A 24,423-nucleotide genomic window follows, 5' to 3' on the forward strand; every position below is an offset into this window, starting at 1 on the left:
GACAAAACCCGTTTCCTGAAAGCATCGGAATTGCCGTCAGGAAAAGGGTTCAGTACCGGGTTGCCCAAAAAGGGCAGATCAGCGGACAGGGCTTGTCGCCCTGCCCGCCAAAAATGTTGGACTTACTTGAGTTCAACCTTGGCGCCAGCTGCTTCGAGCTGTGCCTTGATCTTGTCAGCTTCGTCCTTGGTAGCAGCTTCCTTGACTGGCTTGGGAGCAGCTTCAACGAGGTCCTTGGCTTCCTTGAGGCCGAGACCGGTGATTGCGCGGACTTCCTTGATCACGTTGATCTTGTTAGCGCCGGCATCGGTCAGAACGACGTCGAATTCAGTCTTTTCTTCAACGGCTGCAGCAGCTGCACCGCCGCCAGCGGCAGCAGCAACAGCAACAGGAGCAGCAGCAGAAACGCCCCACTTCTCTTCAAGAAGCTTGGAAAGTTCAGCAGCTTCCAGAACAGTCAGGTTGGACAGGTCGTCTACGATCTTTGCGAGATCAGTCATTTTGGTTTTCCTTTACAAGGTTCGATATATTGACAGCGAGAACGGCCTTATGCCGCTTCGTCCTTCCGGGCATAGGCGCCGAAAACGCGGGCAAGCTGACCTGCCGGTGCGTTTACGATCTGAGCGATGCGCGTTGCTGGTGTCTGGATCATACCAACCAGCTTTGCACGCAACTCGTCGAGTGATGGCAGTGCGGCAAGAGCCTTCACGCCATCAGCGTCGAGAGTTGTTGCTCCCATCGAGCCACCGAGGATGACGAGCTTCTCGTTACCCTTGGCAAATTCGATGGCGATCTTTGGTGCCGTAATCGGATCATTCGAATAGGCAACAAGTGTCTGACCTGTGAACAGGTCAGAAATGCCTTCCGATTCCGTGCCCTGAAGAGCGATCTTGGCAAGGCGGTTCTTCGCGACTTTAACGGTGCCACCAGCATCACGCATCTTGGAGCGAAGATCGCTCAGCTGCGCAACGGTGAGACCGGTATAGTGGGCCACGACAACTGAACCGGAGTCCTTGAAGACGCCGTTCAGCCAAGTGACAAATTCGCGCTTTTCCGCTTTTTCCACTGTCTCTCTCCATTTGGCAGAAACGCACGGTGCGTCCCTGCCGGGTTGCCTTTTGTTGCAAGGCTTCAATCCGAAAACCGAAACCAAACAACACTTGAGGATCCTGTCCCCCCTGCTTCGCCGGAAATCCGGCTGCAAGCGAAAGGCAACTACGGTTCGAACCTTGTCTCGGTGGATTTTTCCACCCTAACAAAGCTGTTCCACGTCTCATGCAGGCTCATGACAATTAAGGCGAGCCACCTGCAATCTCGGACAGGATAACCGGACTTTCATCCGGTTATCCAGGCCCCGAAAGGCCTGGAATTCTTTAGAACTCAAGCCGTTAGGCCCGAGTTTTCACATCAGCTGTTACGCAGGGCGTACAGTCGACGGATCAACCTTGACGCCAACGCCCATCGTCGAAGAAATCGCGACGCGCTTGACATATTCACCCTTGGCGCCTGCCGGCTTTGCCTTGGTGACGGCATCGGTGAATGCCTTGATGTTTTCTTCCAGCGCCTTGACATCGAACGATGCCTTGCCGACGCCGGCGTGAACGATACCAGCCTTCTCGACGCGGAACTCGACAGCGCCGCCCTTGGAAGCCTTGACCGCCGCCGTAACATCCGTCGTTACGGTGCCGACCTTCGGGTTCGGCATCATGCCGCGCGGGCCGAGAACCTTACCGAGACGACCGACGAGCGGCATCATGTCCGGAGTGGCAATGCAGCGATCGAAATCGATCTTGCCGCCATTGACGATCTCGAACAGATCTTCCGCGCCAACAATGTCAGCACCGGCCTTCTTGGCTTCTTCAGCCTTGTCGCCGCGAGCGAAAACGGCAACGCGAACCGTACGGCCTGTGCCGTTTGGCAGATTGACAACGCCGCGAACCATCTGATCCGCATGGCGGGGATCAACGCCGAGGTTCATCGATACTTCGATCGTCTCGTCGAACTTGGCAATGGCACGTTCCTTGACCATGGCAACAGCCGAAGTCAGATCATAGAGCTTCTCGCGGTCGACGCCTTCACGAACCTTGGCTACACGCTTTGATACTTTTGCCATCGTCTCAGCCCACCACTTCCAGGCCCATCGAACGGGCAGAACCTTCGACCATGCGCATGGCGGATTCAACATCCGCTGCGTTCAGGTCTTTCATCTTCGCCTGCGCGATTTCACGGACCTTGTCGCGCGAGATCTTGCCAGCAACCACCTTGCCTGGTTCCTTGGAACCGGACTTCAGGTTTGCAGCCTTCTTGAGGAAGTAAGACACCGGCGGCGTCTTCATCACAAAAGTGAAGGACTTGTCCTGATAGTATGTGATCACGACCGGAATGGGCGAACCCTTTTCCAGTTCCTGCGTGGCCGCATTGAAAGCCTTGCAGAATTCCATGATGTTGATGCCACGCTGACCAAGTGCCGGTCCGATGGGAGGAGACGGTGTTGCCGATCCTGCCGAAACCTGCAGCTTGAGCTGGCCTGCAATTTTCTTAGCCATAACTTCTCTGCCTTATCATTATGCCGGAAAACCGGCGGTTGCAGTTTGGTGGTACGGATTGAAGACCCGGCTAAAGGTCACCTCACCTCCCACCATTCGCCACTGACGTGGCTGGCCACCCGTCGGGCGGCCGATTGATCAGATCTTTTCGACCTGGCCAAATTCCAGATCGACCGGCGTAGCGCGGCCGAAAATCGAAACTTCCACCTTGAGGCGCGAACGCTCTTCGTCGACTTCCTGAACGACACCGTTGAACGAAGCAAACGGACCGTCGGCAACACGAACGCTTTCGCCGATCTCGAACGAGATCGAAGCCTTCGGACGCTCGACACCCTCCTGAACCTGCATCAGGATCCGATCAGCTTCCTTGTCGGAAATCGCAACCGGCTTGTTGTCCGAACCAAGGAACCCCGTCACTTTCGGCGTGTTCTTAATCAGATGATACGCATCATCCGTCAGATCGGCACGAACAAGGACATAACCCGGGAAGAACTTGCGCTCAGCATCAACCTTGCGGCCGCGGCGCACTTCAACCACCTTTTCAGTCGGCACGAGGATCTTCTCGAAAAGATGCGACAGACCCTTCTGCCTCGCCTTTTCTTCGATCGACTCGGCGACCTTCTTTTCAAAGTTCGAATAGGCGTGAACGATATACCAGCGCGCGGTCATTCAAATTTCCTTGTCAGCCTGCGTTAACGACCAAGACCGAGAACGAGATCAATCCCGAAGGCCATCAACTGATCAGCTGCGAAGAAGAAAATCGCAGCAAAAAACGCCATCACCATCACCATAGCGGTGGAAATGAGCGTCTCACGGCGTGAAGGCCAGGTGACCTTTGCCGTTTCCGCGCGCACTTGCTGAAAAAAACTTATCGGGTTTGTCTTGGATGCCATTTACCGCTCGTGCGTGTCATGTTGTTGTAAACTCAATATGTTGTCATGGTAACAACACGCTTTGTTCACACCATTACGGCCCGTAAAGCTGATCGTTCAGCTCCACGCACCGCGTGTCTGTTGATGTTACATAGAACCGATTCCGGTAAAACACAAGTCCCCGGTTTCGTTTCTTTCCAAACATCTGTCAGCACACCATCCAATCGTGTGCGGGCAGACTATGAGTGGCAGGGGAGACAGGATTCGAACCTGCGACCTACGGTTTTGGAGACCGCCGCTCTACCAACTGAGCTACTCCCCTACAGTCCGGGGCGTACATTCCACAAAGCGCCGCGCTTTTCAAGCCCCTATTCCCGCCGCGCGCCGCTTTATGAGAAATTCGTCGCGTGACGCGCAGATTTGACGGTTTTCCCGCGCCGGCAGAGATGAAAGCCGCTGCCTTTTCTCAGGCTTTCGGTGGAACAGGCTTCAGTTCCACACAGTTGCCGGGCTTTGGATCACGGTTGCAAATCCTGCCGGCAGTGAATGCACGAGAATCACCCTCGTCCGTCGCAAATTTGAAGTCCGACAACTCATTATACTGCAATATGTAGATATCGCTGGCGGAAACGGCAAGCATCCGGTCGACGATGCTGGGTTTGACGCCCATTTCCACGAAATAGGCAACGAGTTGCTTGCGATAGCCTTTACGCACCTCCGTGGTTTCATACGTCCCGGTAGGTTTCCGGCTGACAACTTTTCGATCAATGATTTTCTTTTTGCCGTTCACGATCCTGTAGCGCGTCTGATAGGTAATCATGAGATTTGTGACCGTGGTGGTGATCTGGTGAATCCCGACCCGCGCCTCATATCCGGCCAATCGCTTTAAGCCGCCCGCGGCAAAAAACGGACAGGCGGACAGACAAATCCCACCGCCCGGAAAAGCATAACCGGCATAAGCCCCATCGGCAAAATCGGGTTTGCAGCTCTTCGGGCCTGGCGTGCATCCCAAATACATCGTCTTGCCGATGGCAACGTCCAGGCCGCGCTTGCGGATGATCCGCCCCATCTCGATGGCGGCATTCACGGCACCTCCCCTCGAGTCGATCACAAGCGGCAGCCGCCGCTTGCCGGCCTGGTTCAGGATTTTCCGCAGCTTTGCCGGCGTATCCGGCTTGATCGTCCCCGTAGCCGCGATCCATTCCGGGCAATTCGGTCTGCAAACCTCCACGTCGGCGCGCACAATCGCAAACACCATAGGACTATCAGCCACGAGAAGATTCGACTGATACGTGTCTGGTCGTGGTTGGATCGGGTCTGGTCTGGGGATATTTCCCGCTTGCGGCGAAAAAAGCGGAGCATAGGCGGGCACACCCGCCACACAATTCTTCGTCGGATTGCAAATGGATGCGCGATCCGGCGTCCAGGCCGGGCATGACATATCGCAGAAGGGGCCGGTGCTGGGCGCGGATTGCCCCGGAGGGGCATAGGACGGGCCGGTTAGGTCAGCATCGCGCAGGATCGGTTGCACTGTTGTTGCCGGTCCCGAGGCAAGGCCGAGCGGTGGTGGAACATATGGCTGGCTGGTCGAGCCCGGGCCGGGCAATGCGGGCCGTTCGGCATCCGCAGCAAGCAGCGCCGTTGTCAAACCTGCAAACAGAGCAAAAGCAAGGCTAAGAACAATCAATAAGCGGGAAAAGCCATCGTGGCAGCGCAACCGGCAATCATCGAACGCAACTTTCGTCAACGCCATGCTCTTCCCCACAAGCCATTCCCCTGCCCATCTATAAGCGGAACGGCTTCGCTATCAATGGGGTGTCAGAAATATCAGTCCATTCTCGAAACAATCTTGGAACCGGCAGATTTGAGTTCAACACAGTTTACCGCCTTGGGCTCTTGCTCACAGATGCGCGTGGCCGCAAGGTCGCTGACATCCCCCGTTCCCGACACGAGCTTGAACGCATCCAGTTCATCCTGCGTCAGAACCGAGATATCCTTGGCTGGAATGGAGAGCATCCGGTCGACGATGGCCGGATTGATGCCCATGCCGGTGAAATAGGCGAGCAGTTTCTGGCGATATCCCTTGCTCAGATCGGTGCGTTCATAGGAGCCGGCAGGCTTGCGCCCGACGATCTTGGTATCAAGTATCTTCTTCTTGCCGTTCACCATCCGGTAGCGCGTCTCATAGGTGACGCGCGTCTGGGTATAGACTTGCGTGATCTGGTGTACGCCGATCAGGGCCCAGGGGCCGACAAGACGCCTTTCGCCCGCTGCAAAAATATAGGGACAGGCGGAGAGGCAATAGGCGCCCGCCGGATAGGGAAACCCGGCATAGGCCCCATCGGCATAACGGTCGGGCTTGCACTTCTGGTCGGGGCTGCATCCTTCAAAGCGGGTCCTGCCAATGGCAATGTCGAGGCCACGTTTACGGATCATGCGGCCAACCTGCATGGCGGCGTCCACGTTGCCGCCATTCGATTCCATGATGATCGGCAGGCGCCGTTTGCCCATGACCTTCAGAATTTTGCGCAGCTTGGCCGGCGTGTCGTCCAATATGGTGCCGGAGGCCCATATCCATTCCGGACAGGCGGGCTCGCAACTGGGCACCGCGCTGCGGACAATGGCAAAGCGCATGGACTGCAGGACGGGTGCGCCGGCCTGCTTCTTTCCCGCCAGAACGGGCGCGACAAGCGCCAGTTGGAGCAACAATGCCAGGAGAACACAGGCAGCCATGCCTGAAAGAACGCTGCATCCGGCCAAACGATAACCAAACATGTCAATCCCGATAACTACCAATTGCCCGCTGCCGGATCGCTGCGGTATCCTTGGAGCCGAATATGCTCTGTTGTCGCAAGGATAGCCGAAGGGTTCGGAAGGGTAAACAGAAAGCACCTGCCCTTTCGCCGCAGGGGCGCATTGCCCACGGCAGCAGCGTGTTGAAGCGCAAGCTCTCGATAAGTATACAATTGCAATAAAGTGTGAATTGACGCGTCATAGGATTGTCATGCTCACGTCATCCATTTACGTCATCACATTTTCGTGAATTTAACCTGTCCCTTCCCGCGACCGGGCCGGCATCGACCGGCGGTCACGGGGATTGGCGAAAGAGATCAAAATGGACGCGCGCCAAACGATCAAAATCAAATCCTCGTTCTCGAAACCATTGCAGCATATTGCCATGACGAGCATGCTGTCATTCTATTCAATCGGGGTCGTTATCTATGAATTGCTCGGCAGTGAGCCGGAAAACCTGATCGAGTACATCGCCTGTGCCGGTTCCGTGGTTTTCCCGCTTCTGACGGGCCGCCTGGTCTGGCGGCTGCTCAAGACCCGCGATGCGATCACCATCTCGCCGGAAGGCCTGTGCGACAGGCGCCTGGCCGACGAGACCATTCCCTGGAAGAACATCAACGACGTGGCGTCATGGAATGACAACCGCGAACAGACAATCGTGCTGGGTATCGATCCCCATCAGGTGGATCAGCTCGGCCGGGGCATCAAATCGAGGATCGTCCGGGCATCGCTGTTCCGCATGCCGAAGGGCATCTACATCGATGGCCGGGTCCTGTCGATCGACTTCGATCGCCTGTTCGAACTCGTTGCCGCTTACCATCGCACCTACGGCAAACCGAAATCCGTCTGATTTCATCAGGCAATACTGCAGGCAAACAAAAAAGGCGGCCACTGGCCGCCTTTTCCGTATTCAACTTGTCTTGCGACAATTACTCGATGATCGAAGCGACGATGCCTGCACCTGCCGCGAGGCTTTGCCTCGCAACTTTTAGTGCGGTTGGTCGCAACGGGATTGCTTCGATCACTCGATGATCGAAGCAACAATCCCTGCGCCAACCGTGCGGCCACCTTCACGGATAGCGAAGCGCAGCTTCTCTTCCATTGCGATCGGCACGATCAGCGTCACATCAACCGAGATGTTGTCGCCGGGCATGACCATTTCCGTGCCTTCCGGCAGCGTCACCACACCCGTCACGTCGGTCGTGCGGAAGTAGAACTGCGGACGGTAGTTGGAGAAGAATGGCGTATGACGGCCACCTTCGTCCTTCGTCAGGATGTAGGCTTCTGCCTTGAACTTCGTGTGCGGCTTGACCGAACCTGGCTTGGCAAGGATCTGGCCGCGCTCGACGTCTTCACGGCCAACGCCGCGGATCAGCGCGCCGATGTTGTCGCCGGCCTGGCCCTGGTCGAGCAGCTTGCGGAACATTTCAACGCCGGTCACCGTCGTCTTCGTCGTCGGCTTGATGCCGATGATTTCAACTTCTTCACCAACCTTGACGATACCGCGTTCAACGCGGCCCGTCACAACCGTACCACGACCCGAGATCGAGAACACGTCTTCGATCGGCATCAGGAACGGCTGGTCAACCGGACGCTCCGGCGTCGGGATGTACTTGTCGACTTCCGCCATCAGCGCGCGCACCGCGTCTTCGCCGATTTCCTTGTTGGAATCTTCCAGTGCGGCCAGCGCCGAACCCTTGACGATCGGCACATCGTCGCCCGGGAAGTCGTACTTCGACAGAAGCTCGCGCACTTCCAGTTCAACCAGTTCCAGAAGCTCGGCATCGTCAACCTGGTCGACCTTGTTCAGGAAAACCACGATCGCCGGAACGCCAACCTGACGGGCCAGCAGGATGTGCTCGCGCGTCTGCGGCATCGGGCCGTCGGCTGCCGATACAACCAGGATCGCGCCGTCCATCTGCGCCGCACCGGTGATCATGTTCTTCACATAGTCGGCGTGGCCGGGGCAATCGACGTGCGCGTAGTGGCGCGCTGCCGTCTCGTACTCGACGTGCGCCGTCGAAATGGTGATGCCGCGCGCCTTTTCTTCCGGTGCCGCGTCGATCTGGTCGTACGCCTTGAACTCTCCGAAATACTTCGTAATCGCTGCCGTCAACGATGTCTTGCCATGGTCAACGTGACCAATCGTGCCGATGTTGACGTGCGGCTTGTTACGTTCAAACTTGCTCTTAGCCATAGCTGTCGTTCTCTCGTCATCACAACCGGTCTAGGGCCGGTACCATGTTTGTAGCTCAGACGAGACAGCAAGCCGTCCGTCAGCTCAGTCGCCCGCCCGGTCTGATCAACCGGATCGGATTGGTTTCGTCTTGTTCATGCTCGTTCATATGGGGACACATGAGCGGCGTGCAATGCTCAAGACAAAAATCGAAGAGCACCTCTGCGCGCTCACGCGTGCACGCGGTGCTCTTGCAAATCTGGAGCGGGTAGCGGGAATCGAACCCGCATATTCAGCTTGGAAGGCTGCTGCTCTACCACTGAGCTATACCCGCACATATTACAGTGCCGTGCATGCAAAACGCACTGGAACCACCGTAACATTTTAAACGGCGCACAAGCCATACCAAAACCAGTTCCGGTTTTGGCTTGTGCATCAGGCGCTCGGTTCCGGCAGTGGTGGAGGAGGTTGGATTCGAACCAACGTAAGCCAAGCTAACGGATTTACAGTCCGTCCCCTTTAACCACTCGGGCACTCCTCCGGTCACTACCGATAGAACCGCGCCATCAGGCACTCTGCAAAACCAGCTGCCGGATTTGTTTTCCAGCGGCGGCTTGCGGGTGGCCTTATGCCGACTAGCTTTCGTGGTGTCAACAGTCTGCGGAAGAAAATGACGGGTCCTGTGAAAATCATTGTCCCGGGCCGTTCGCCGGCACGGCCGCGGCGATCAAAGCGGGAGCATCTGCATTTTCGCCAAGAAGCATATATCGCCGGGCGGCATGAAGGGTTATAGGTTGCGGCATGAGCGAAGAAAAACCATCCCGTACACCCAAAGATTCCCACTACGCCACGCTGCGCCGCCAGTTTCGCGACAAGAAGGCCGGAGGGCCGCCGCAGGCCCAGCGCGCGACTAGGCCCGCTGCGGAAGGCACACAGGCGCCCGAAGGGCTCGTGCGCCTGTATGGCCTGCATACGGTGCGCGCCGCGCTGGACAACCCCCAGCGCCAGATCAAGCGCATGCTGGTGACGAAGAATGCCCTCGACCGGCTGGAGATCGCTGATTCGTCCGCCCTGCCCTTCGATGTCGATATTGTCGATCCGCGCGCGATTGATCGGGAAACCGGCTCCGAAGCCGTGCATCAGGGCGTCATGATCGAAGTCAAGCCGCTGAAGACCCAGTCGCTGAAGGCTTTGAAAGACAGCCAGCTCCTGCTGATTCTCGACCAGGTCACCGATCCGCACAATGTCGGCGCAATCATGCGGTCCGCTGTTGCCTTCGGTGCCGGTGCCATCGTGACCACCGCCCGCCACAGCCCGCAGGAATCGGGCGTCCTGGCCAAGGCCGCATCGGGCGCGCTTGAACTCATTCCGCATATCGAGGTGCGCAACCTCGCCGACGCCATCCACGAACTGCACGAGCTCGGCTTTGCCACCATCGGTCTTGATTCGGAAGGCCCGCTTGAACTCGAAAAAACCATGGCGCATGACCGCATCGCGCTGGTTCTGGGCGCCGAAGGCAAGGGATTGCGGCAGAAGACCCGTGAGACGGTAACCCACCTCGCCCGTCTCGACATGCCCGGCGCGATCAAATCGCTCAATGTTTCGAATGCCGCAGCCATCTCGCTGTATGCGGCGCAGCGGTTTCTGAGCACAAAAGCCGGATAATCCGCGCCGCCGAACAAAAGAATCGGCGGGCCGAATAATCTTCACCGCTGCGGTGTTCATTCCACATCAGGGTAGCCCCTCCCGAAGGGGCTGCTTGTGCGATGGAGTGTACCGATGCTGCGAAATGATGCGGAATCCTATGGCGTGGTGACGATCCTCTTCCATTGGATCATTGCCGCCATTTTTCTTGGACAGATTCTGCTGGGCTATCTGATGGTCCGCACCGGCAATTATGCCTTGCAGTTCAGCCTTTTCCAGTGGCACAAATCCCTGGGCTTTCTCATTCTGCTGCTCTCGGGCGTGCGGCTTCTCTGGCGGATGGCAAATCCGCGACCGCGTGCGCCCGACAGCATGAGCCGGATCGAGCGGGCCGCGGCGCATGTGGCGCACGCGTTCCTCTACGTCGCCCTCTTTGTCATTCCGTTGACCGGATGGGCGCTCGCCTCCAGTTCGCCTTTGCAGATACCGACCTATGCCTTCAATCTGCTGGTGATACCGCCCTTGCCTCTGACAATCTCGGATCAGGCCGAAGCATTCTGGACAGCAAGTCACGCCTGGCTTGCCTATCTCTCCGCCATTGTTGCAGCCGCGCACATTCTGGCAGCCCTGCACCATCACTTCTGGAAAAAGGACATTGTCCTCCTGCGCATGCTCGGCGCGCGCCGCCTGGCTTCCGTTCGGCCGCGTGCCGATCCCCTGCGCATTGCAAACAAGGATACTCGATCATGAAAATCGCCCGGGCTTGCATCAGCGCCGTTCTCAAGGCCGTCATACCACTTCTGCTCGCCATAGCGCCTGCACAGGCAAATGCCGACACGCTCGCCGATGTGGCAGGCCGTTACAAGATCGATGCATCGTCCCGCATCGGCTTCGTCGTCGAACAAATCGGCGGCGGGGGCATATCGGGCGACTTCAAGAAGTTCTCGGGCGTGTTTTCCCTGAACAATGGCGATATCAGCCGATCGAGCATTGAGTTCACGCTGTTTCCCGAAAGCGTCAACACCGGCCAGTCGCGGATCGAAAATTTCCTGCGTTCCGACGCGGTGTTCGACGCGCAGAACTTTCCAACCGTCACCTTCAAGTCAACGCATATCACCCAGACCAGCCCCAACACCGCGACAATCGACGGAATATTGACCGCCCGCGGCAAGAGCAGCCCGGCCAGTTTCCAGGCCAGCCTTGCCACCCATGACCGCAACGCCATCGTCTTTCATGTCGAAGGCAAGGTGATGCGCTCCAGATACGGCATGGATGTCGGCACGCCGATCTATTCGAATGTCGTGCAGTTCAACATGACCATCCACGGCCAGCGCGGTTGAATGCGCGATTGCTGCCTCAATCCTTGTCGCCGACGGGTACTTTCGCCGCGACCGATGACGCTCCGGCCTCATCGCTCTTCTTCGGGGCATAACCGAGAATCTGCCGGACCCCCTTGGACGAAAAGGGTTGCGCCAGCTGGCCAAGAAAGCTCTTGGCCACCTTGCCGCTGATGCCGATATCGACAGGCGATGGCCGTGGCGGATTGAAATAGGTCCCCAGAATCTGATCCCACAGCACCAGATTCTCCCCGTAATTGGTGTTGCCTTCCGACAATTCCTTGGAGTGGTGCCAGCGATGCAACCGTGGCGTGCTGAGAATCCAGTCAAGCGGTCCGGTGCGCACGTCGACATTGCAATGGGTCAAAAGCCCGGTAAACGCGGTCACGGCGCTGATCCACAGGAACACCGGCAGCGGTGCGCCGAGCAGGTAGAGCGGTATCTGGCTGAGCGCGATCTTGAACAGCGAATCGATCACATGGAAGCGGCCCGTGTTGACCACCCACAAACGCTCGACACTGTGATGCAAGGCGTGAAACCGCCAGAGTGCCAGTTTTTCATGGGCCAGCCGGTGCGCGATATAGAGCCCGAATTCGGCGATGATCAGGCCGAGGACGACCTGGATCGCCAAGGGCCACGCGCTCGGCCAGATATGTGCCGACGTGCTGAGCACCGGCTGGGCGACGATGGCCACAAGCATGGGAAACGATGCGCCAATGGCCGCGGCAATCTGCACAGCGCCCTTTGTCAGCAACGTATGGGCGATGTCATTGAAGGTTTCGCCGTCGCGTTTCAGCCAGGTTTCCTCATACGGCATGATCCGTTCGAAGACGGCAATGAGCGCCACCACCGAAAAATACACCACATTGAACCACAGAAGCGGCGCTTGCGTCTGAAACGCCGCATAGGTTCCAATGAGACCGACGCAATAGAACAAGGGCCACAATGAATAGGAAAGTGCTGCGTAGAGCCATGAATTCCTGGGGATCAGCATAGGATTATCCCCCCGGCATGAATCATTGCTATCAACCTGTATTCGATGTTTGTCGCAGTCATAATGGGTTCACGTCGTTTTTCATCGGCTCAATTTCTGGCGCCCGCAGGATGCCGCTTCATCTGAAAAGCAGGTTGCAAGGCATCGGTCAAATTCTGATCAGCAGATCAAACCGGGTTGCTGCCGCAATCGGGTTGTCACCACATTAGATTGCAAGAACATTGCATAAAACCCCATTTGTCCGATTGCCAACCGGAACTTTCGTCCCGTGGCCGCGTTGCCTTGGCGCTGCCCTCCAGCACAAAGGCCTGACCGGGATGCCTGCTCTCCATGCTGGTTGCCCGGTCGGGCCTACCCTATCTGGGTCGCCGGATGCCTCAGCTCAAGGCCTTGGCAAGAAAAGGCAGGCTGACATCCATGCGATAATCGACAGCCGAATGATTATCGTCGAACTCGTCATAGCGGTGAACGACGCCAAGCCGGTCAAGCGTCCGATGCACGCGGCGCGACCCGTAGAGAATGTTGTACTGGTCCTTCGTGCCGCAATCGAAATAAACCGCTTTCAGTTTCGCCAGATTGTGCCCATGCGTTTCCGCCAGCCGCGCCGGATCCCAGGCCAGCCAATTCGCCCAGCGCTCCTCGATCAGTTCGCAGGTTTCCAGATCGACGGGCAGCCGCAGCCCCAGGAAGGCCTGCGGGTCCGGATCGAAGGTTGCCGCCTGGGCCAAAATCATGATGACCAGCGTATCGCTGTCGCTCTTTTTCGGTTTCGCCTCGAAAGCCGTCATCCATGCTTCAATCGAGAGGTCATGTTCGGCAAGCGCCCGCAGCACGCCGGGAAATTCCGGCAGATAAAGCTGTTCAAAGCCCGCATCGCCGGAATGGCTTGCCGCCGCAGACCAGATATCGGGCCGTCGCATGGCATGCACATGCGTGCCATAGCCGCCTGAACTCTTGCCGAAAACCCCGCGCCTGCCGTTACCGCCGCAGCGGAACCGGCCTTCAACCGCAGGCAGCATCTCGTCGATGAGAAAATCCTCCCAATTGCCCATCGCCGCGCTGTTTATGTACTGGTTGCCGCCGAGCCGGGTAAAGCAATCCGGGAAGGCGACGACCACCGGAGGCATGGCGCCCGAACCAATCAGACGGTCCAGCCGTTCCGGAACGTTCTCGCCAAAGCCCTTCCAGTTGGTGTGCGCGGGACCGCCGGCGGTGAACCCCACGAGATCGACAAGCAGCGGCAGACCGGTGCCGTCATGCCCGGCGGGCACATAGACATCGACCACGCGAGCGGTTGGATCGCCCAGCAGATTGTTGCGAAGGGAAACTCCGTCGATGACCAGTCGATGCACGGTTCCGGCGGGATGATGGGTGGCACGCATGGGGAAAACCTCTGGAATGGTGACCGGCGACCTCCATTGCACGAAACGGATTCGCCGGGCCAAACCTGATCCCGCTGCGGCACGAAGGCAAGTCTCTTTCTCGCCGGGATACACCCTGGCGCCGGCTCGGCCCCGTGCCGTCCTTGTTCGCGCGGCGGCAGGCAGCGTTTAAGAAACAATAAATTGTCACATCAAATTTGATCGAATGTGATCGGCCCCCGAGGCCATTTGGTAAGATTCCATTAGGAATTGAGGACTAGTTGGTTGGGCAAGACAAAGGACTTGCCCATGCGCCGCATCATGATGATACCCTTGTTGTTGCTGGCAGGCTGCGCCTCGGCGCCCACCCAGACCAGCAATGTTTGCGCCGTATTCGATCAAAAGGACGGCTTTTTCAACAATTGGTATTCCTACGCCAAGGGCGCGGAAGCCCAATATGGCGTGCCGGTTCCCATTCTCATGGCCACGATCAACACCGAATCCGGCTTTCAGGCCCGGGCAAGGCCGCCACGCACCAAATTGCTCGGCTTCATTCCCTGGACGCGCCCCTCCACCGCCTACGGCTACTCGCAGGCACTCGACGGCACCTGGGCGGAATTCCAGCGCAGCACCGGACGTTATGGCAGCGGCCGCACCAGTTTTGCCGATGCGGTGTATTTCGTCGGCTGGTATCACGCGCAAAGCAACAAGAAGAACGGCATCCCGCTCAACGACGCCTACAATCTCTACGCCGCCTATTACGCCGGTCCCAACGAATATGCGCGCGGAACCTGGCGCAACAGGCCGGGCGTCGACCGGGCGGCGCGGCGCACGGCCGCCATGGCAAGCCGGTACGCCGCACAGATGCAGAGCTGCGGACTGTAGAACACGTCTTGTAAGCCAAGAAAAACGGGCGCCCGAGGCGCCCGTTTTCATTTCGGTCGGTACAGGTGGACAAAACGGCCGCCTGCCCCTTGCTGTCTTACGGCTTCATCGCCGAGTAAGCACCATTGTGCCAGATATTGATGTCATATTTGGCATCCTTGATATCGCCCTTCTCATCGAAAACCACAGGCCCAATGACTGTATTGACCGGCTTTCCATCCTTGAGCGCCGCGGCAACCTTGGCCGGATCATCGCTGCCGGCACGATCGATGCCCTGTGCGAAAGCTTCAACAACCGCGTAGGAGAACAGCGTGAAACCATCCGGCGTGAAGCCGCTGGCCTTGATCTTCTCAACAGCCGCCTTCGCCTCCGGCCGGGCCTGCGGATTAGCCGGGAATGTGAACATCACACCCTCGCCTGCCGGACCTGCCACCGCCCAGAATTCCGGCGAGGCAATCGCATCGCCCATCATCAGCTGGAACTTGAAGTTCTGGTCGGCCGCCTGACGCAGGATGAGGCCCGCTTCGGGATGATAACCGCCGAAATAGACGAAATCAGCCTTTGCTTCCTTCAGCTTGGTGATGAGCGCAGAATAGTCCTTGTCGCCGGCGTTGATGCCGTCATACAGCACTTCCTTCAGCCCGCTCTCGTTCATCTTGGCTTTCACCGCGTCGGCGAGGCCCTTACCATAGGCGCCCTTGTCATGCAGGATCACGACGCGTTTGCCCTTGTATGTCTTGGCGATCCACGGACCGACAAATTCACCCTGGCCATCGTCGCGCGTATAGAGGCGCATGATCGTCGACCAGCCCTTTTTCGCTGCGGCATCGGTCAGGTCGGGGTTGGACGACGCCGGTGTCATCATCAGCACGCCAGCTTCGGCATAAACCGCGGACGCGGGGATGCTGGAACCCGAGCATGCATGACCATCGACGAACTTGATCCCTTCGCCGACAATACGGTTGGCAATCGAAACGGCCTGCTTCGGATCGCAGACGTCATCTTCGAACACCAGTTTGATCTGCCGTCCCTTGATGCCGCCCTTTTCGTTGATCGCGGCGGCTGCGGCCTGTGCGCCCTGCTTGAACTGGTCACCGATATTGGCAAGCTGGCCGGTCATCGGGCCTGCGACCGCGATCTTCAGATCATCGGCCAAGGCGACTGGAGCGCCCAAAGCAACGCTCAGTAACGCTGCCTGCATTATTCTCTTCAAAGACATGGTTTTTCCCCTCATTTTTCTTCAATGGTCCGCAAGGACGAGCGAACCGTACTATAAGTAAAAATGAAATGCCACGTCCCGCCAATGCTCATTTAGTATGAAAAATCTGGCCCGGTTTATCGGAACAATATAGCGGCTTTCCCGGCGCATGCCGACTGCGGATTTCACGCGTTTTTCCGGAAATCCCCATCATCTGCAAGTACTTCTGCAGGAACCTGCTTTGCGTTCTCTTCTTCCCGCAGTCGGGAAGCCCGTCTACACGTTCCGCGCTTTCCAAATACGGACTTTGTCCGTCATGCCGTCGTGGTCGCCCAGCGGGCGCTCGGGCGGATTGTCCCACCAGTCCGAACGCAATGCCTTCCGCTCGGGATGGCGCGGATAATAGATCAGATTCTCCGGTTTCGGTGTTTCACCAACCACGAGAAGACGGACTTCCTCCTCGGTATTGTTGAGAAAACTATGGGCAATTCCGGTGCCCGCCGGAAAGCCGACCGCATCGCCCGCCTTCAACCGGCAGAGTTCGCCGTCCAGCCAGACATCGGGCGTGCCCTCGATAACGTAGACGAACTCCTCTTCCGCGCTCTCGGCATGCGGGAAAGATGTCCGCCGCCCCGGCAAGAGGCGCTGGTGATGAATGCCGATCCTGCCGAGCCCGAAATGCCGACCGAAAGCCGCGTTGATGGCGAGCAGTTCGTCATCACCCTTGTAGTGGTTTTCATCAGTCCCTTCGATCTCGGACCAATGCGCAATATAGGACGGCCGGTCTTTCGTTGTCATGTCAAACTCCCGATGGAACAAACGGCGCAAACGGTCGTGTGTTCACGAATCCAACCGGAATGGTATGGGACCGGTGATCCGGTTTCAAGCCGTCCGGCGATGGGAGGACGCGCATGCACCTCGCCGGGAAACCACAGTCCGGAACCTTACGAATCGTTAAGAAAAAAACCGTTGCCGCCGCGCCGCGTTTCACGCCAATGTGCAAATATTAGAATGATTATAAAGTGGAGTGCCTTCCATGGCGGTCAATGGATATTCACCGATGCAGAAGACCCTGCACTGGTCGCTGTTCGTTCTGGTCCTGCTGATTTATGCGCTGACCTATGGCAACGATCTCTTTCCAAGAGGTGATCCAAACAGGGCCCTGGCGTGGTGGCTGCATATCTCATTCGGCTTGCTGCTCGCCGCACTCGTGTTCTGGCGGTTGGCTTTGCGCGTTGCGCGCGGCGCCCCGGACCTTCCGCCTTCGATGACCGGCCTTGAGCGTCCGTTGGCAAAGGTCGGGCATCTTTTGCTCTATGCCTTGCTGATCGCTATTCCCGTCCTTGGCATATTGCTCACCTGGTTCAGAGGCGACGCCTTGAGCTTCTTCGGCCTCTTCACCATTCCGGCGCCATTTGTCCCCAACAGGGAAACCGCGCGATCGATCAGGGAGCTGCACAGCCTTTGCGCCAACGGAATACTCATCCTGGCCGGCATTCATGCCCTGGCCGCACTTTGGCACCACTTCATCCGCGGGGATGAGGTGATGCAGAGAATGCTGCCGTGATCCGCCAGGACGGATCACGCGAACCTTGCTATTTCAGGGATCATAAAATACCTGTTCCCTATCAGAACGACGGGGTTTGACATGTCACTTTGGCCATTGTTCCTGAATAATCAGGGCCGCATCATTCATAAATGGAAACACTATTTCCCCAGCTATGAACGGCACTTTTCCAGATACATCAATCGTCCCGTAATATTTCTTGAAATCGGTTGTGGCGAAGGCGGGTCACTGCAGATGTGGAAGCAGTATCTGGGCCCTCTTGCGACGATTGTCGGCATCGATGTCAGGGCCGAATGTGCAAACTTCGAGGAAGACCAGATCCACATCAGGATCGGGGATCAGTCGGACACCGGTTTCCTGGCTTCCGTTCTGGCGGAGTTTGGCGCACCTGATGTGGTGCTCGACGACGGAAGCCATGTCATGGAGCACCTGTCGGCAACGTTTCAATTCCTCTATCCGCGCATGGCGAGGGACGGCGTCTATTTCGTCGAGGATCTGCACACCGCCTATTGGGAAGAATATTCCGGCGGATACAAGCGGCCCGGATCGTTCATCGAGCATTGCAAGGACATGATCGACGAATTGAACGCCGAACATACACGCGGAGCGATTCCGGAAAGCGACTTTTCAAAGGGGACGCTTTCGATGCATTTTTATGATAGCTGCGCGGTCTTTGAGAAGGGTCATACCGGAGAAAAATTTGCTCCGCAGATCGGCACCCCGATCTAGTTCAACCGGAATCAACGGTGTTTGCCGGCACCCCGACCCAGAAAGATAAAAGCCCTCGCGTCTGGAGACACACGAGGGCTCTAGTTTATTCCAGCATGCGCTTTTCCAGCACTTTGCTTCATCGTCAGATCAATGCACCACATTCGCGACAGTGGACCGGGGCATGATCCCTTATTCTTCAGTTCTTGAGACAATCATGTCTGTCCACTCCAGGACCGACAAAAGCAAATCCGGCGTGACGCGCCAGTGACGAAAAGCTGCGGCAAATGCTGGATATCGATCCGCTAGGCCCGTGCAACAACGATATGCGCCTGAATTTTTCCGGAAACCGGGCCATCGCCGTACTGCTTCGCAATCGCTTCGGCGGCACGGTCGGTAACGGTTTGCAGCGCCTTCGGGTCGCGGGCTTCGATTTCGTTGCGCAATGGCGTGCCCTGGCAGTAGGCAATCGCCGCGCTGCGCGCGCTTGGCGCATCGCTTCGGTGTTAGAGCGTCATGATTTCGATGGCCGTGAAGCCCGCCATGCGTAGTTCTGCTTTGATCAGCTCCACATCGTGATAGCCGTGCGGCGTTCGGGCGAGGAACCGGGGTGGATCGCTGGGGAAAATGGCGGATGCAGCATCCGTGACGATGCGGGCAAAGTCGTTTTTCTCGATGCGATCCCACACGTTGAAGAGAAAGCGGCCGCCAGGTTTGAGGACGCGAAGCGCCTCCCGATAGCCGCAGACCCTGTCGGGGAAGAACATCGCGCCAAACTGACAGACAACCGCATCGAAACTGTCCTGCTCGAAGGGCAGGCTAAGCGCGTCCGCCTGTCGCCAGGTGATGCGCCCGTCCGCTCCCTGCCGGATGGCAGCTCTGTCGAGCATAGGCTGGTTGAGATCGCTGACGATGTAACTGGCTCTCGGATCGAGCAGCGGGGCCAGTGCACGCGTGACGACGCCGGTTCCCGCCGCCGTTTCCAGAACGTGGGCAGGCGCCGCGCCTGCGGCCCGCCGCGCCAGGTCAGTTGCATAGGCCTGAAAGATCAGAGGCACCAGACAGGTGTCGTAAATCTCGGGGATGGATCCCGCGAACAGCTTGTCCATGGCAGGCATAGGTGATGATCCCGTCGCGCCTCAGGCTCCGATGGCCAACTATCAGAACTATACATCGGTTGAGCCGCTGATGCCATCAGCGGCCATGCGTCGTTCCCGTCAAGGAACCAATACCTGTTCTGCCCGTTGCTGTGTGCCGTTGAAGCGGCCATTTCGGGAGAATATCGCGTTGAAGAAAACCAGGGATCCGGCAAAGGATCCAGCCGTGGCAACATCGAAACCAAAGCTTCTGAGCGTATTGGGACCGGGCCTTATTACCGGTGCGGCGGATGACGATCCCAGCGGTATCGCCACTTATTCTCAGGCCGGCGCGCAATTCGGATTTGCGATAACATGGACCATGCTGTTCAGCTATCCGCTGATGGCAGCCATTCAGGAAATCAGCGCCCGGATAGGACGCACGACGGGCCATGGTATCGCGACAAATCTGCGGACATATTATCCCCCCTGGATTTTGCCGGCGATCGTCGCCCTGCTCTTCATCGCCAATACGATCAACATCGGCGCCGATCTCGGGGCTATGGGCGATGCGATCGGATTGCTCATCGGCGGCAAGGTCGCGCTTTATGTGGTTCTGTTTGCGATTTTTAGCGCCTGCCTGCAGATATTCCTGCAGTACACCCGCTATGTCTCCGTGTTGAAATGGCTGACATTTTCGTTGTTCGCCTATTTCGGGACGGTTATGGTCGTGAAAATCCCCTACGCAGAGCTGGCGCGCGGGTTCTTTATTCCCACCTTTTCGGCAGACACGGCATTCTGGACGACGGTCGTGGCCATTCTGGGCACAACCATCAGCCCCTATCTTTTCTTCTGGCAGGCCTCGCAGGAGGTGGAAGACGAAAGGGAGAGCGCGTCCCGCCAGCCGCTCGTTGATGCACCGGAACAGTCGAAGGCTGCCATCCAACGCATTCGCTGGGATACCTATGTCGGCATGGGCTTCTCGAGCCTGGTCGCCCTGGCCATCATGGTGACGACGGCAGCAACGCTGCACGTAACCGGAAAGACAGACATACAGACATCTGCGCAGGCCGCAGAGGCACTCAAACCGATTGCCGGCCAGTTTGCCTTCACAATCTTTGCGCTGGGCATCATCGGAACCGGCCTGCTTGCCATTCCTGTCCTGGCGGGATCGGCGGCCTATGCCCTGGGTGAAGCCCGCAAATGGCCGATCGGCCTTGCGCGCAAGCCGAAGGAAGCAAAGGCGTTTTACGCAACCATTGCCGCGGCGACACTCATTGGCATTCTCGTTGATTTTTCACCCATCGACCCCATCAAGGCATTGTTCTGGAGTGCCGTCATCAATGGCATCGTATCCGTCCCGGTCATGGTGATGATGATGTTGATGACCGCCAGAACCGACATCATGAAGAAGAACACCGTAAAGGGTCCGCTGTGCTGGATCGGCTGGCTGGCCACGGCCGTTATGGCTGCTGCCGTGATTGGCATGATCGTGACGTCACTCCTGTAAGCACGCATCGACGACAGCTTTCCCGGCTAAACAGTCTTTGTTGCGAAACTTTCAGATACCCCTGAAGGAAACAAGGCCACAAGGGTCTCTTCAGACGTACTTTTCCACTTAGGCGCCAGACTGGATCCGGCATTGTCCGGCAGTGCCTGAACGATGTAGGTCTTCACCTCATCGGATAGGTTTGCTTTTGCCAGAGTTGTGTCAAAATCCGTCCAAAGACGGGAAGAACGAATGACGAGCGGGAAATGCCCAAAGTGTGCGCGTGAACTGACGTCCATCACTGTTCAACAGGTTGATCTGGTGGATGGCACGAAGCATTTGCGCGGCGGGATGTTTGTCTGCCCGCATTGCGATACGGTGATCAACGTTTCACTTGATCCCAGTTTGGTCGCTGCCGCATTGCATCGCAGCGCGAAGCGTCGAACCACCATCCGATGATCTGCGCTTCTGCGCGGGCCATGCCGCGAATGGCCCGAATAGACTAGCCATGGACTGAAATTCGTTGCTAATTGCTCTGATGGCTTGGACAACAGATATCAAACAATGGGCGCGGCGGATAAAGCGCGATGTCGTGGCGCTTTGGATCGCGGCGCGCGATCCGCGAACACCAACGCTGGCAAAGGTCATTGCAGGGTTCGTGGCGGCCTATGCCCTATCGCCGATTGATCTCATCCCCGACTTCATCCCGGTTGTGGGATATCTGGATGATCTCTTGATTGTCCCTGCCGGTATCCTGCTGGCGATAAAGCTCATACCGGTGCCGTTGATGCAGGAATTCCGCCACGCCGCCGACGAGCGATCCGATCGCCCCACGAGCAAGGCGGGTCTCGCATTCATTCTGCTGGTTTGGGCTCTGGCTACGCTGGCTCTTGGAGCGTTCGCATACAGCCATTGGTGGGGATAAGGCTTATGGCGCGGATCGGAAGGTGGCTGGAACGCCGTCTTTGACCCATGCTTCACATCCCGGCCCCGCACCTTGAAAAAGATGCTGGACAAACAACCACTTGAAAATGAAGAGAAAACAGGTGGTGCCCCCAGAGAGACTCGAACTCCCGACCCTCTGATTACAAATCAGATGCTCTACCAACTGAGCTATAAGGGCAGCGGCGTCCGATTAGCACAAACGATCCTGATGTAAAATGAAAAAACAGCACTTGGCGCATTTTTTCCGGTTTTTTTGCCTGCGCCGCATTTTGCCAGATCAAGCGCGCCGTGCTAGGCGATACATCCTCGACATGCTCGGACACGCAGGCAGCCATGACCCGGAATATTGAAACCTTTGCTTTTCTTTCCTCCGGAACACCGGAATCCGACGAGGCCATGGCGTCTCTCGTCCATGTCTACGGGCAGACGGCCCCCAAGGATGCCGACGTCATCATTGCGCTCGGCGGCGATGGCTTCATGCTCCAGACGCTGCAGAACCACATGAACCAGGGCAAGATGACCTATGGCATGAATCGCGGCTCCGTCGGGTTTCTCATGAACGAGTACAGCGAGACCGGCCTGAAGGAACGTGTGGAGGCGGCGCAGGCCGAAACCATCCGCCCGCTCAAGATGGTGGCGGAATCGCTGGAGGAAGGCACCGTGACCTCCTTTGCGCTCAACGATGTCTATCTGCTGCGCCAGTCCTATCAGGCCGCGAAGATCAGGATAACCGTCGACGACCAGGTTCGCCTGGAGGAACTGATCTGCGATGGCGTGATGGTGGCAACACCCGCTGGTTCAACCGCCTACAATCTCTCGGCGCAAGGGCCGATCCTGCCGCTCGATGCCCGTCTGCTGGCCCTCACCCCGGTCTCACCCTTCCGCCCGCGCCGCTGGCGCGGTGCGCTCCTGTCGAACAAGGTCACGGTGCGGCTTGATATCCTCGAACCGGAGAAGCGGCCGGTCAATGCGGTCGCCGATCACACGGAAGTGAAGTCGGTTCTTTCGGTCACCATCGAAGAAGCCTCGCAACTGCGTGCAACCATCCTGTTCGACAAGAACCATTCGTGGAATGAACGAATTCTCAAAGAACAGTTCCTTTATTGACAACATTAGATTAAAGTGATGCACAATTGTAACAGACTCTTAAATCTCACGGGACGCGAGAGTTGACTTTTGCTGGCATGAGCCCTAACGCCATTCCTGCAAGACAATGTGCAATACAAAGCACCCATTCCATTGGCAAAAATGACGGACATGTGCGGCATCGACTGCAGATAGAAAGTTAAACCTCCATTGACCACGTTCGCTGATCTGGGCCTTTCGCCGAAAGTGCTCGACGCTGTCGAAGCAGCAGGATACACAATCCCCACTCCGATCCAGGCAGGCGCCATCCCGCATGCGCTGCAGCGCAAGGACGTGCTCGGCATTGCCCAGACAGGGACCGGCAAGACAGCCTCCTTCGTGCTGCCGATGCTGACGCTGCTGGAACAGGGCCGCGCCCGTGCCCGCATGCCGCGCACGCTCATTCTGGAGCCGACACGCGAACTCGCGGCGCAGGTCGAGGAAAACTTCGTCAAATACGGCAAGAACCATCGCCTCAACGTTGCACTGCTGATCGGCGGCGTTTCGTTTGACGACCAGCTGCGCAAGCTCGAACGCGGTGCCGACGTTCTGATCGCCACGCCCGGCCGCCTGCTCGATCATTTCGAGCGCGGCAAACTGCTCCTGACCGGCGTCGACATTCTCGTCATCGACGAAGCCGACCGCATGCTCGACATGGGCTTCATCCCCGATATCGAGCGCATCTGCAAACTGATCCCATTCACCCGCCAGACGCTGTTCTTCTCGGCCACCATGCCGCCTGAGATCACCAAGCTGACTGAACAGTTCCTGCACGCGCCGGTGCGTGTTGAAGTCGCCAAGGCGGCGACGACGGCCAAGACCGTCGAGCAGCAGCTGGTCAAATCGGGCAAGAAGGATTGGGAAAAGCGCGCCAAGCTGCGCGATCTGATCCGCGCCGAAGAGGATGGCCTGAAGAACGCAATCATCTTCTGCAACCGCAAGAAGGATGTTTCGGAACTGTTCCGTTCGCTGGTCAAGCATGAATTCGACGCCGGTGCCCTGCACGGCGATATGGATCAGCGCGCCCGCACGACGATGCTGGCCAATTTCAAGGACGGCAAGCTCAAGATCCTCGTTGCCTCCGATGTGGCTGCCCGCGGCCTCGATATTCCCGATGTCAGCCACGTCTTCAATTTCGACGTGCCGATCCATTCGGAAGATTACGTCCACCGCATTGGCCGCACGGGCCGCGCCGGACGCTCGGGCAAGGCTTTCACGCTGGTCACGCCATCCGATGTCAAACATCTCGCCTCCATCGAAAAACTGATCGGCGAAGACATCAACTGGTATGACGGCGATCTCACCACCCTGCCCGTTTCGGAAGAAACCGACGAAGCGCCGCGCCGTGGCCGCAATGCCCGCGGCAAGAGCGAAAGCAAGCGCAAGCCGCGCAATGAGGGCCGCGAGCGCGAACGCCCGCAGTCGGAAATCGACATCATTGCCGCTGCCGAGCGCGCCAAGGAAATCGGCGAACAGCCGGTTGTCGCCGAAGCGCCCGTCAAGAAGACGGCCGAGAAGCCGCAAAAGGCAGCAATCAAGGCTGACAATGAACAGCGCCGCGCCCGCCCTGCCGCTCAGCAGGAACAACCACGGCGCGAACGTGAGCGCGAATACCGCCGCGATCGGGGCGACAATGAACCGTCGCCGGTCGGCTTTGGCGATGACATTCCTGCCTTCATGCTGATCGATACAAAGATTTAAGGGCTC

The 24,423-nt window shown here is 57.7% G+C and carries 25 protein-coding genes, 4 tRNA genes and 1 pseudogene; 12 read left to right on the top strand and 18 right to left on the bottom strand.

Annotated elements, in window-relative coordinates:
* Nucleotides 1-122: 122 nt before the first annotated feature.
* From rplL to ACP7B1_RS08850, 9 genes are all read right to left on the bottom strand, one after another.
* A complete protein-coding gene (gene rplL, locus ACP7B1_RS08810) occupies nucleotides 123-500 on the bottom strand; it encodes a 50S ribosomal protein L7/L12 (RefSeq protein WP_105732676.1) in 378 nt (125 codons plus the stop codon).
* 47 nt (nucleotides 501-547) lie between these two features.
* Nucleotides 548-1,066, bottom strand: coding sequence for a 50S ribosomal protein L10 (gene rplJ, locus ACP7B1_RS08815; protein WP_105732675.1), 519 nt, complete (start codon nucleotides 1,064-1,066; stop codon nucleotides 548-550).
* A gap of 348 nt (nucleotides 1,067-1,414) precedes the next feature.
* Entirely contained in the window at nucleotides 1,415-2,113 is a 699-nt protein-coding gene (gene rplA / locus ACP7B1_RS08820; RefSeq protein ID WP_182552812.1) for a 50S ribosomal protein L1, read from the bottom strand.
* A 4-nt stretch (nucleotides 2,114-2,117) separates the two neighbouring features.
* Nucleotides 2,118-2,546, bottom strand: coding sequence for a 50S ribosomal protein L11 (gene rplK, locus ACP7B1_RS08825; RefSeq protein ID WP_105732673.1), 429 nt, complete (start codon nucleotides 2,544-2,546; stop codon nucleotides 2,118-2,120).
* Between the two features lie 138 nt (nucleotides 2,547-2,684).
* On the bottom strand, nucleotides 2,685-3,215 hold the full coding sequence (gene nusG, locus ACP7B1_RS08830) for a transcription termination/antitermination protein NusG (RefSeq protein WP_223613252.1): 531 nt from the start codon (nucleotides 3,213-3,215) through the stop codon (nucleotides 2,685-2,687).
* Between the two features lie 23 nt (nucleotides 3,216-3,238).
* Entirely contained in the window at nucleotides 3,239-3,439 is a 201-nt protein-coding gene (gene secE / locus ACP7B1_RS08835) for a preprotein translocase subunit SecE (protein WP_091886799.1), read from the bottom strand.
* 225 nt (nucleotides 3,440-3,664) lie between these two features.
* Nucleotides 3,665-3,740, bottom strand: a tRNA-Trp gene (locus ACP7B1_RS08840).
* 144 nt (nucleotides 3,741-3,884) lie between these two features.
* Nucleotides 3,885-5,171 carry a hypothetical protein gene (locus ACP7B1_RS08845; RefSeq protein WP_346306321.1) on the bottom strand — a complete coding sequence of 429 codons (1,287 nt, stop codon included), beginning with the start codon at nucleotides 5,169-5,171 and terminating at the stop codon, nucleotides 3,885-3,887.
* Between the two features lie 74 nt (nucleotides 5,172-5,245).
* Nucleotides 5,246-6,193, bottom strand: a complete 948-nt coding sequence (locus ACP7B1_RS08850) for a hypothetical protein (RefSeq protein ID WP_346306322.1) — start codon at nucleotides 6,191-6,193, stop codon at nucleotides 5,246-5,248.
* A gap of 340 nt (nucleotides 6,194-6,533) precedes the next feature.
* Here ACP7B1_RS08850 and ACP7B1_RS08855 point away from each other — a divergent pair, with 340 nt between their 5' ends.
* Complete coding sequence (locus ACP7B1_RS08855; protein ID WP_346306323.1) at nucleotides 6,534-7,061, top strand: STM3941 family protein; 528 nt, start codon at nucleotides 6,534-6,536, stop codon at nucleotides 7,059-7,061.
* A 171-nt stretch (nucleotides 7,062-7,232) separates the two neighbouring features.
* Here the strand turns inward: ACP7B1_RS08855 and tuf are convergent, their stop codons facing one another.
* From tuf to ACP7B1_RS08870, 3 genes are all read right to left on the bottom strand, one after another.
* Nucleotides 7,233-8,408, bottom strand: coding sequence for an elongation factor Tu (tuf, locus tag ACP7B1_RS08860; protein WP_105732669.1), 1,176 nt, complete (start codon nucleotides 8,406-8,408; stop codon nucleotides 7,233-7,235).
* Between the two features lie 239 nt (nucleotides 8,409-8,647).
* Nucleotides 8,648-8,721, bottom strand: a tRNA-Gly gene (locus tag ACP7B1_RS08865).
* A 122-nt stretch (nucleotides 8,722-8,843) separates the two neighbouring features.
* A tRNA-Tyr gene (locus tag ACP7B1_RS08870) sits at nucleotides 8,844-8,928 on the bottom strand.
* 260 nt (nucleotides 8,929-9,188) lie between these two features.
* On the opposite strand from ACP7B1_RS08870, the gene rlmB reads away from it, so the two are divergent.
* From rlmB to ACP7B1_RS08885, 3 genes are all read left to right on the top strand, one after another.
* Nucleotides 9,189-10,052 (top strand): 23S rRNA (guanosine(2251)-2'-O)-methyltransferase RlmB, encoded by an 864-nt coding sequence (rlmB, locus tag ACP7B1_RS08875; RefSeq protein WP_346306728.1) that lies wholly within the window; start codon nucleotides 9,189-9,191, stop codon nucleotides 10,050-10,052.
* Nucleotides 10,053-10,166: 114 nt separating this feature from the next.
* Nucleotides 10,167-10,781 (top strand): cytochrome b, encoded by a 615-nt coding sequence (locus tag ACP7B1_RS08880; protein WP_346306729.1) that lies wholly within the window; start codon nucleotides 10,167-10,169, stop codon nucleotides 10,779-10,781.
* Nucleotides 10,778-11,371, top strand: a complete 594-nt coding sequence (locus ACP7B1_RS08885) for a YceI family protein (protein ID WP_346306730.1) — start codon at nucleotides 10,778-10,780, stop codon at nucleotides 11,369-11,371. The genes ACP7B1_RS08880 and ACP7B1_RS08885 overlap by 4 nt, the downstream gene beginning before the upstream one ends.
* Before the next feature lie 16 nt (nucleotides 11,372-11,387).
* On the opposite strand, the gene ACP7B1_RS08890 is transcribed toward ACP7B1_RS08885, so the two are convergent.
* Together ACP7B1_RS08890 and ACP7B1_RS08895 are read right to left on the bottom strand one after the other, a co-directional pair.
* On the bottom strand, nucleotides 11,388-12,362 hold the full coding sequence (locus ACP7B1_RS08890; protein WP_346306731.1) for a sterol desaturase family protein: 975 nt from the start codon (nucleotides 12,360-12,362) through the stop codon (nucleotides 11,388-11,390).
* 377 nt (nucleotides 12,363-12,739) lie between these two features.
* Nucleotides 12,740-13,744: an alpha/beta hydrolase gene (locus ACP7B1_RS08895; RefSeq protein ID WP_346306732.1), complete on the bottom strand. Its 1,005-nt coding sequence runs from the start codon at nucleotides 13,742-13,744 to the stop codon at nucleotides 12,740-12,742.
* Nucleotides 13,745-14,032: 288 nt separating this feature from the next.
* Between ACP7B1_RS08895 and ACP7B1_RS08900 the strand changes: the two genes are divergently transcribed.
* On the top strand, nucleotides 14,033-14,608 hold the full coding sequence (locus ACP7B1_RS08900; protein WP_346306733.1) for a transglycosylase SLT domain-containing protein: 576 nt from the start codon (nucleotides 14,033-14,035) through the stop codon (nucleotides 14,606-14,608).
* A gap of 97 nt (nucleotides 14,609-14,705) precedes the next feature.
* Here ACP7B1_RS08900 and ACP7B1_RS08905 read toward each other — a convergent pair whose 3' ends face one another.
* Nucleotides 14,706-15,809, bottom strand: coding sequence for an ABC transporter substrate-binding protein (locus tag ACP7B1_RS08905; RefSeq protein WP_403174972.1), 1,104 nt, complete (start codon nucleotides 15,807-15,809; stop codon nucleotides 14,706-14,708).
* Between the two features lie 273 nt (nucleotides 15,810-16,082).
* The gene (locus tag ACP7B1_RS08910; protein ID WP_346306735.1) at nucleotides 16,083-16,604 is read right to left on the bottom strand and encodes a cupin domain-containing protein; all 522 of its coding nucleotides are present in this window, start codon (nucleotides 16,602-16,604) and stop codon (nucleotides 16,083-16,085) included.
* Between the two features lie 262 nt (nucleotides 16,605-16,866).
* Here ACP7B1_RS08910 and ACP7B1_RS08915 point away from each other — a divergent pair, with 262 nt between their 5' ends.
* Nucleotides 16,867-17,373 carry a cytochrome b gene (locus ACP7B1_RS08915; protein WP_426136877.1) on the top strand — a complete coding sequence of 169 codons (507 nt, stop codon included), beginning with the start codon at nucleotides 16,867-16,869 and terminating at the stop codon, nucleotides 17,371-17,373.
* 234 nt (nucleotides 17,374-17,607) lie between these two features.
* Nucleotides 17,608-18,102 carry a class I SAM-dependent methyltransferase gene (locus ACP7B1_RS08920; protein WP_426136878.1) on the top strand — a complete coding sequence of 165 codons (495 nt, stop codon included), beginning with the start codon at nucleotides 17,608-17,610 and terminating at the stop codon, nucleotides 18,100-18,102.
* 284 nt (nucleotides 18,103-18,386) lie between these two features.
* Here the strand turns inward: ACP7B1_RS08920 and ACP7B1_RS08925 are convergent.
* Nucleotides 18,387-19,199, bottom strand: a pseudogene (locus ACP7B1_RS08925) (class I SAM-dependent methyltransferase).
* A 205-nt stretch (nucleotides 19,200-19,404) separates the two neighbouring features.
* Between ACP7B1_RS08925 and ACP7B1_RS08930 the strand changes: the two are divergent.
* From ACP7B1_RS08930 to ACP7B1_RS08940, 3 genes are all read left to right on the top strand, one after another.
* Complete coding sequence (locus tag ACP7B1_RS08930) at nucleotides 19,405-20,667, top strand: Nramp family divalent metal transporter (RefSeq protein WP_346305017.1); 1,263 nt, start codon at nucleotides 19,405-19,407, stop codon at nucleotides 20,665-20,667.
* A 231-nt stretch (nucleotides 20,668-20,898) separates the two neighbouring features.
* On the top strand, nucleotides 20,899-21,105 hold the full coding sequence (locus ACP7B1_RS08935) for a hypothetical protein (protein WP_346305016.1): 207 nt from the start codon (nucleotides 20,899-20,901) through the stop codon (nucleotides 21,103-21,105).
* Between the two features lie 79 nt (nucleotides 21,106-21,184).
* Entirely contained in the window at nucleotides 21,185-21,571 is a 387-nt protein-coding gene (locus ACP7B1_RS08940) for a YkvA family protein (RefSeq protein WP_346305015.1), read from the top strand.
* A gap of 122 nt (nucleotides 21,572-21,693) precedes the next feature.
* Here the strand turns inward: ACP7B1_RS08940 and ACP7B1_RS08945 are convergent.
* Nucleotides 21,694-21,769: transfer RNA gene (locus ACP7B1_RS08945), tRNA-Thr, on the bottom strand.
* 155 nt (nucleotides 21,770-21,924) lie between these two features.
* Here ACP7B1_RS08945 and ACP7B1_RS08950 point away from each other — a divergent pair.
* Nucleotides 21,925-22,698, top strand: coding sequence for an NAD kinase (locus ACP7B1_RS08950; protein ID WP_346305014.1), 774 nt, complete (start codon nucleotides 21,925-21,927; stop codon nucleotides 22,696-22,698).
* 189 nt (nucleotides 22,699-22,887) lie between these two features.
* On the top strand, nucleotides 22,888-24,417 hold the full coding sequence (locus tag ACP7B1_RS08955; protein ID WP_346305013.1) for a DEAD/DEAH box helicase: 1,530 nt from the start codon (nucleotides 22,888-22,890) through the stop codon (nucleotides 24,415-24,417).
* Nucleotides 24,418-24,423 lie beyond the last annotated feature (6 nt).

Source organism: Phyllobacterium sp. SL163 (genome assembly GCF_049896885.1).
GTDB lineage: Bacteria > Pseudomonadota > Alphaproteobacteria > Rhizobiales > Rhizobiaceae > Phyllobacterium > Phyllobacterium calauticae.

What these genes read in the sequence shown, in the direction of transcription:
- rplL (WP_105732676.1), bottom strand. Translation starts at nt 500, where the DNA reads ATGACTGATCTCGCAAAGATCGTAGACGACCTGTCCAACCTGACTGTT.
- rplA (WP_182552812.1), bottom strand. Translation starts at nt 2,113, where the DNA reads ATGGCAAAAGTATCAAAGCGTGTAGCCAAGGTTCGTGAAGGCGTCGAC.
- rplK (WP_105732673.1), bottom strand. Translation starts at nt 2,546, where the DNA reads ATGGCTAAGAAAATTGCAGGCCAGCTCAAGCTGCAGGTTTCGGCAGGA.
- nusG (WP_223613252.1), bottom strand. Translation starts at nt 3,215, where the DNA reads ATGACCGCGCGCTGGTATATCGTTCACGCCTATTCGAACTTTGAAAAG.
- secE (WP_091886799.1), bottom strand. Translation starts at nt 3,439, where the DNA reads ATGGCATCCAAGACAAACCCGATAAGTTTTTTTCAGCAAGTGCGCGCG.
- ACP7B1_RS08845 (WP_346306321.1), bottom strand. Translation starts at nt 5,171, where the DNA reads ATGGCGTTGACGAAAGTTGCGTTCGATGATTGCCGGTTGCGCTGCCAC.
- ACP7B1_RS08850 (WP_346306322.1), bottom strand. Translation starts at nt 6,193, where the DNA reads ATGTTTGGTTATCGTTTGGCCGGATGCAGCGTTCTTTCAGGCATGGCT.
- ACP7B1_RS08855 (WP_346306323.1), top strand. Translation starts at nt 6,534, where the DNA reads ATGGACGCGCGCCAAACGATCAAAATCAAATCCTCGTTCTCGAAACCA.
- tuf (WP_105732669.1), bottom strand. Translation starts at nt 8,408, where the DNA reads ATGGCTAAGAGCAAGTTTGAACGTAACAAGCCGCACGTCAACATCGGC.
- rlmB (WP_346306728.1), top strand. Translation starts at nt 9,189, where the DNA reads ATGAGCGAAGAAAAACCATCCCGTACACCCAAAGATTCCCACTACGCC.
- ACP7B1_RS08880 (WP_346306729.1), top strand. Translation starts at nt 10,167, where the DNA reads ATGCTGCGAAATGATGCGGAATCCTATGGCGTGGTGACGATCCTCTTC.
- ACP7B1_RS08885 (WP_346306730.1), top strand. Translation starts at nt 10,778, where the DNA reads ATGAAAATCGCCCGGGCTTGCATCAGCGCCGTTCTCAAGGCCGTCATA.
- ACP7B1_RS08890 (WP_346306731.1), bottom strand. Translation starts at nt 12,362, where the DNA reads ATGCTGATCCCCAGGAATTCATGGCTCTACGCAGCACTTTCCTATTCA.
- ACP7B1_RS08895 (WP_346306732.1), bottom strand. Translation starts at nt 13,744, where the DNA reads ATGCGTGCCACCCATCATCCCGCCGGAACCGTGCATCGACTGGTCATC.
- ACP7B1_RS08900 (WP_346306733.1), top strand. Translation starts at nt 14,033, where the DNA reads ATGCGCCGCATCATGATGATACCCTTGTTGTTGCTGGCAGGCTGCGCC.
- ACP7B1_RS08905 (WP_403174972.1), bottom strand. Translation starts at nt 15,809, where the DNA reads ATGCAGGCAGCGTTACTGAGCGTTGCTTTGGGCGCTCCAGTCGCCTTG.
- ACP7B1_RS08910 (WP_346306735.1), bottom strand. Translation starts at nt 16,604, where the DNA reads ATGACAACGAAAGACCGGCCGTCCTATATTGCGCATTGGTCCGAGATC.
- ACP7B1_RS08915 (WP_426136877.1), top strand. Translation starts at nt 16,867, where the DNA reads ATGCAGAAGACCCTGCACTGGTCGCTGTTCGTTCTGGTCCTGCTGATT.
- ACP7B1_RS08920 (WP_426136878.1), top strand. Translation starts at nt 17,608, where the DNA reads ATGTGGAAGCAGTATCTGGGCCCTCTTGCGACGATTGTCGGCATCGAT.
- ACP7B1_RS08935 (WP_346305016.1), top strand. Translation starts at nt 20,899, where the DNA reads ATGACGAGCGGGAAATGCCCAAAGTGTGCGCGTGAACTGACGTCCATC.
- ACP7B1_RS08940 (WP_346305015.1), top strand. Translation starts at nt 21,185, where the DNA reads ATGGCTTGGACAACAGATATCAAACAATGGGCGCGGCGGATAAAGCGC.
- ACP7B1_RS08950 (WP_346305014.1), top strand. Translation starts at nt 21,925, where the DNA reads ATGACCCGGAATATTGAAACCTTTGCTTTTCTTTCCTCCGGAACACCG.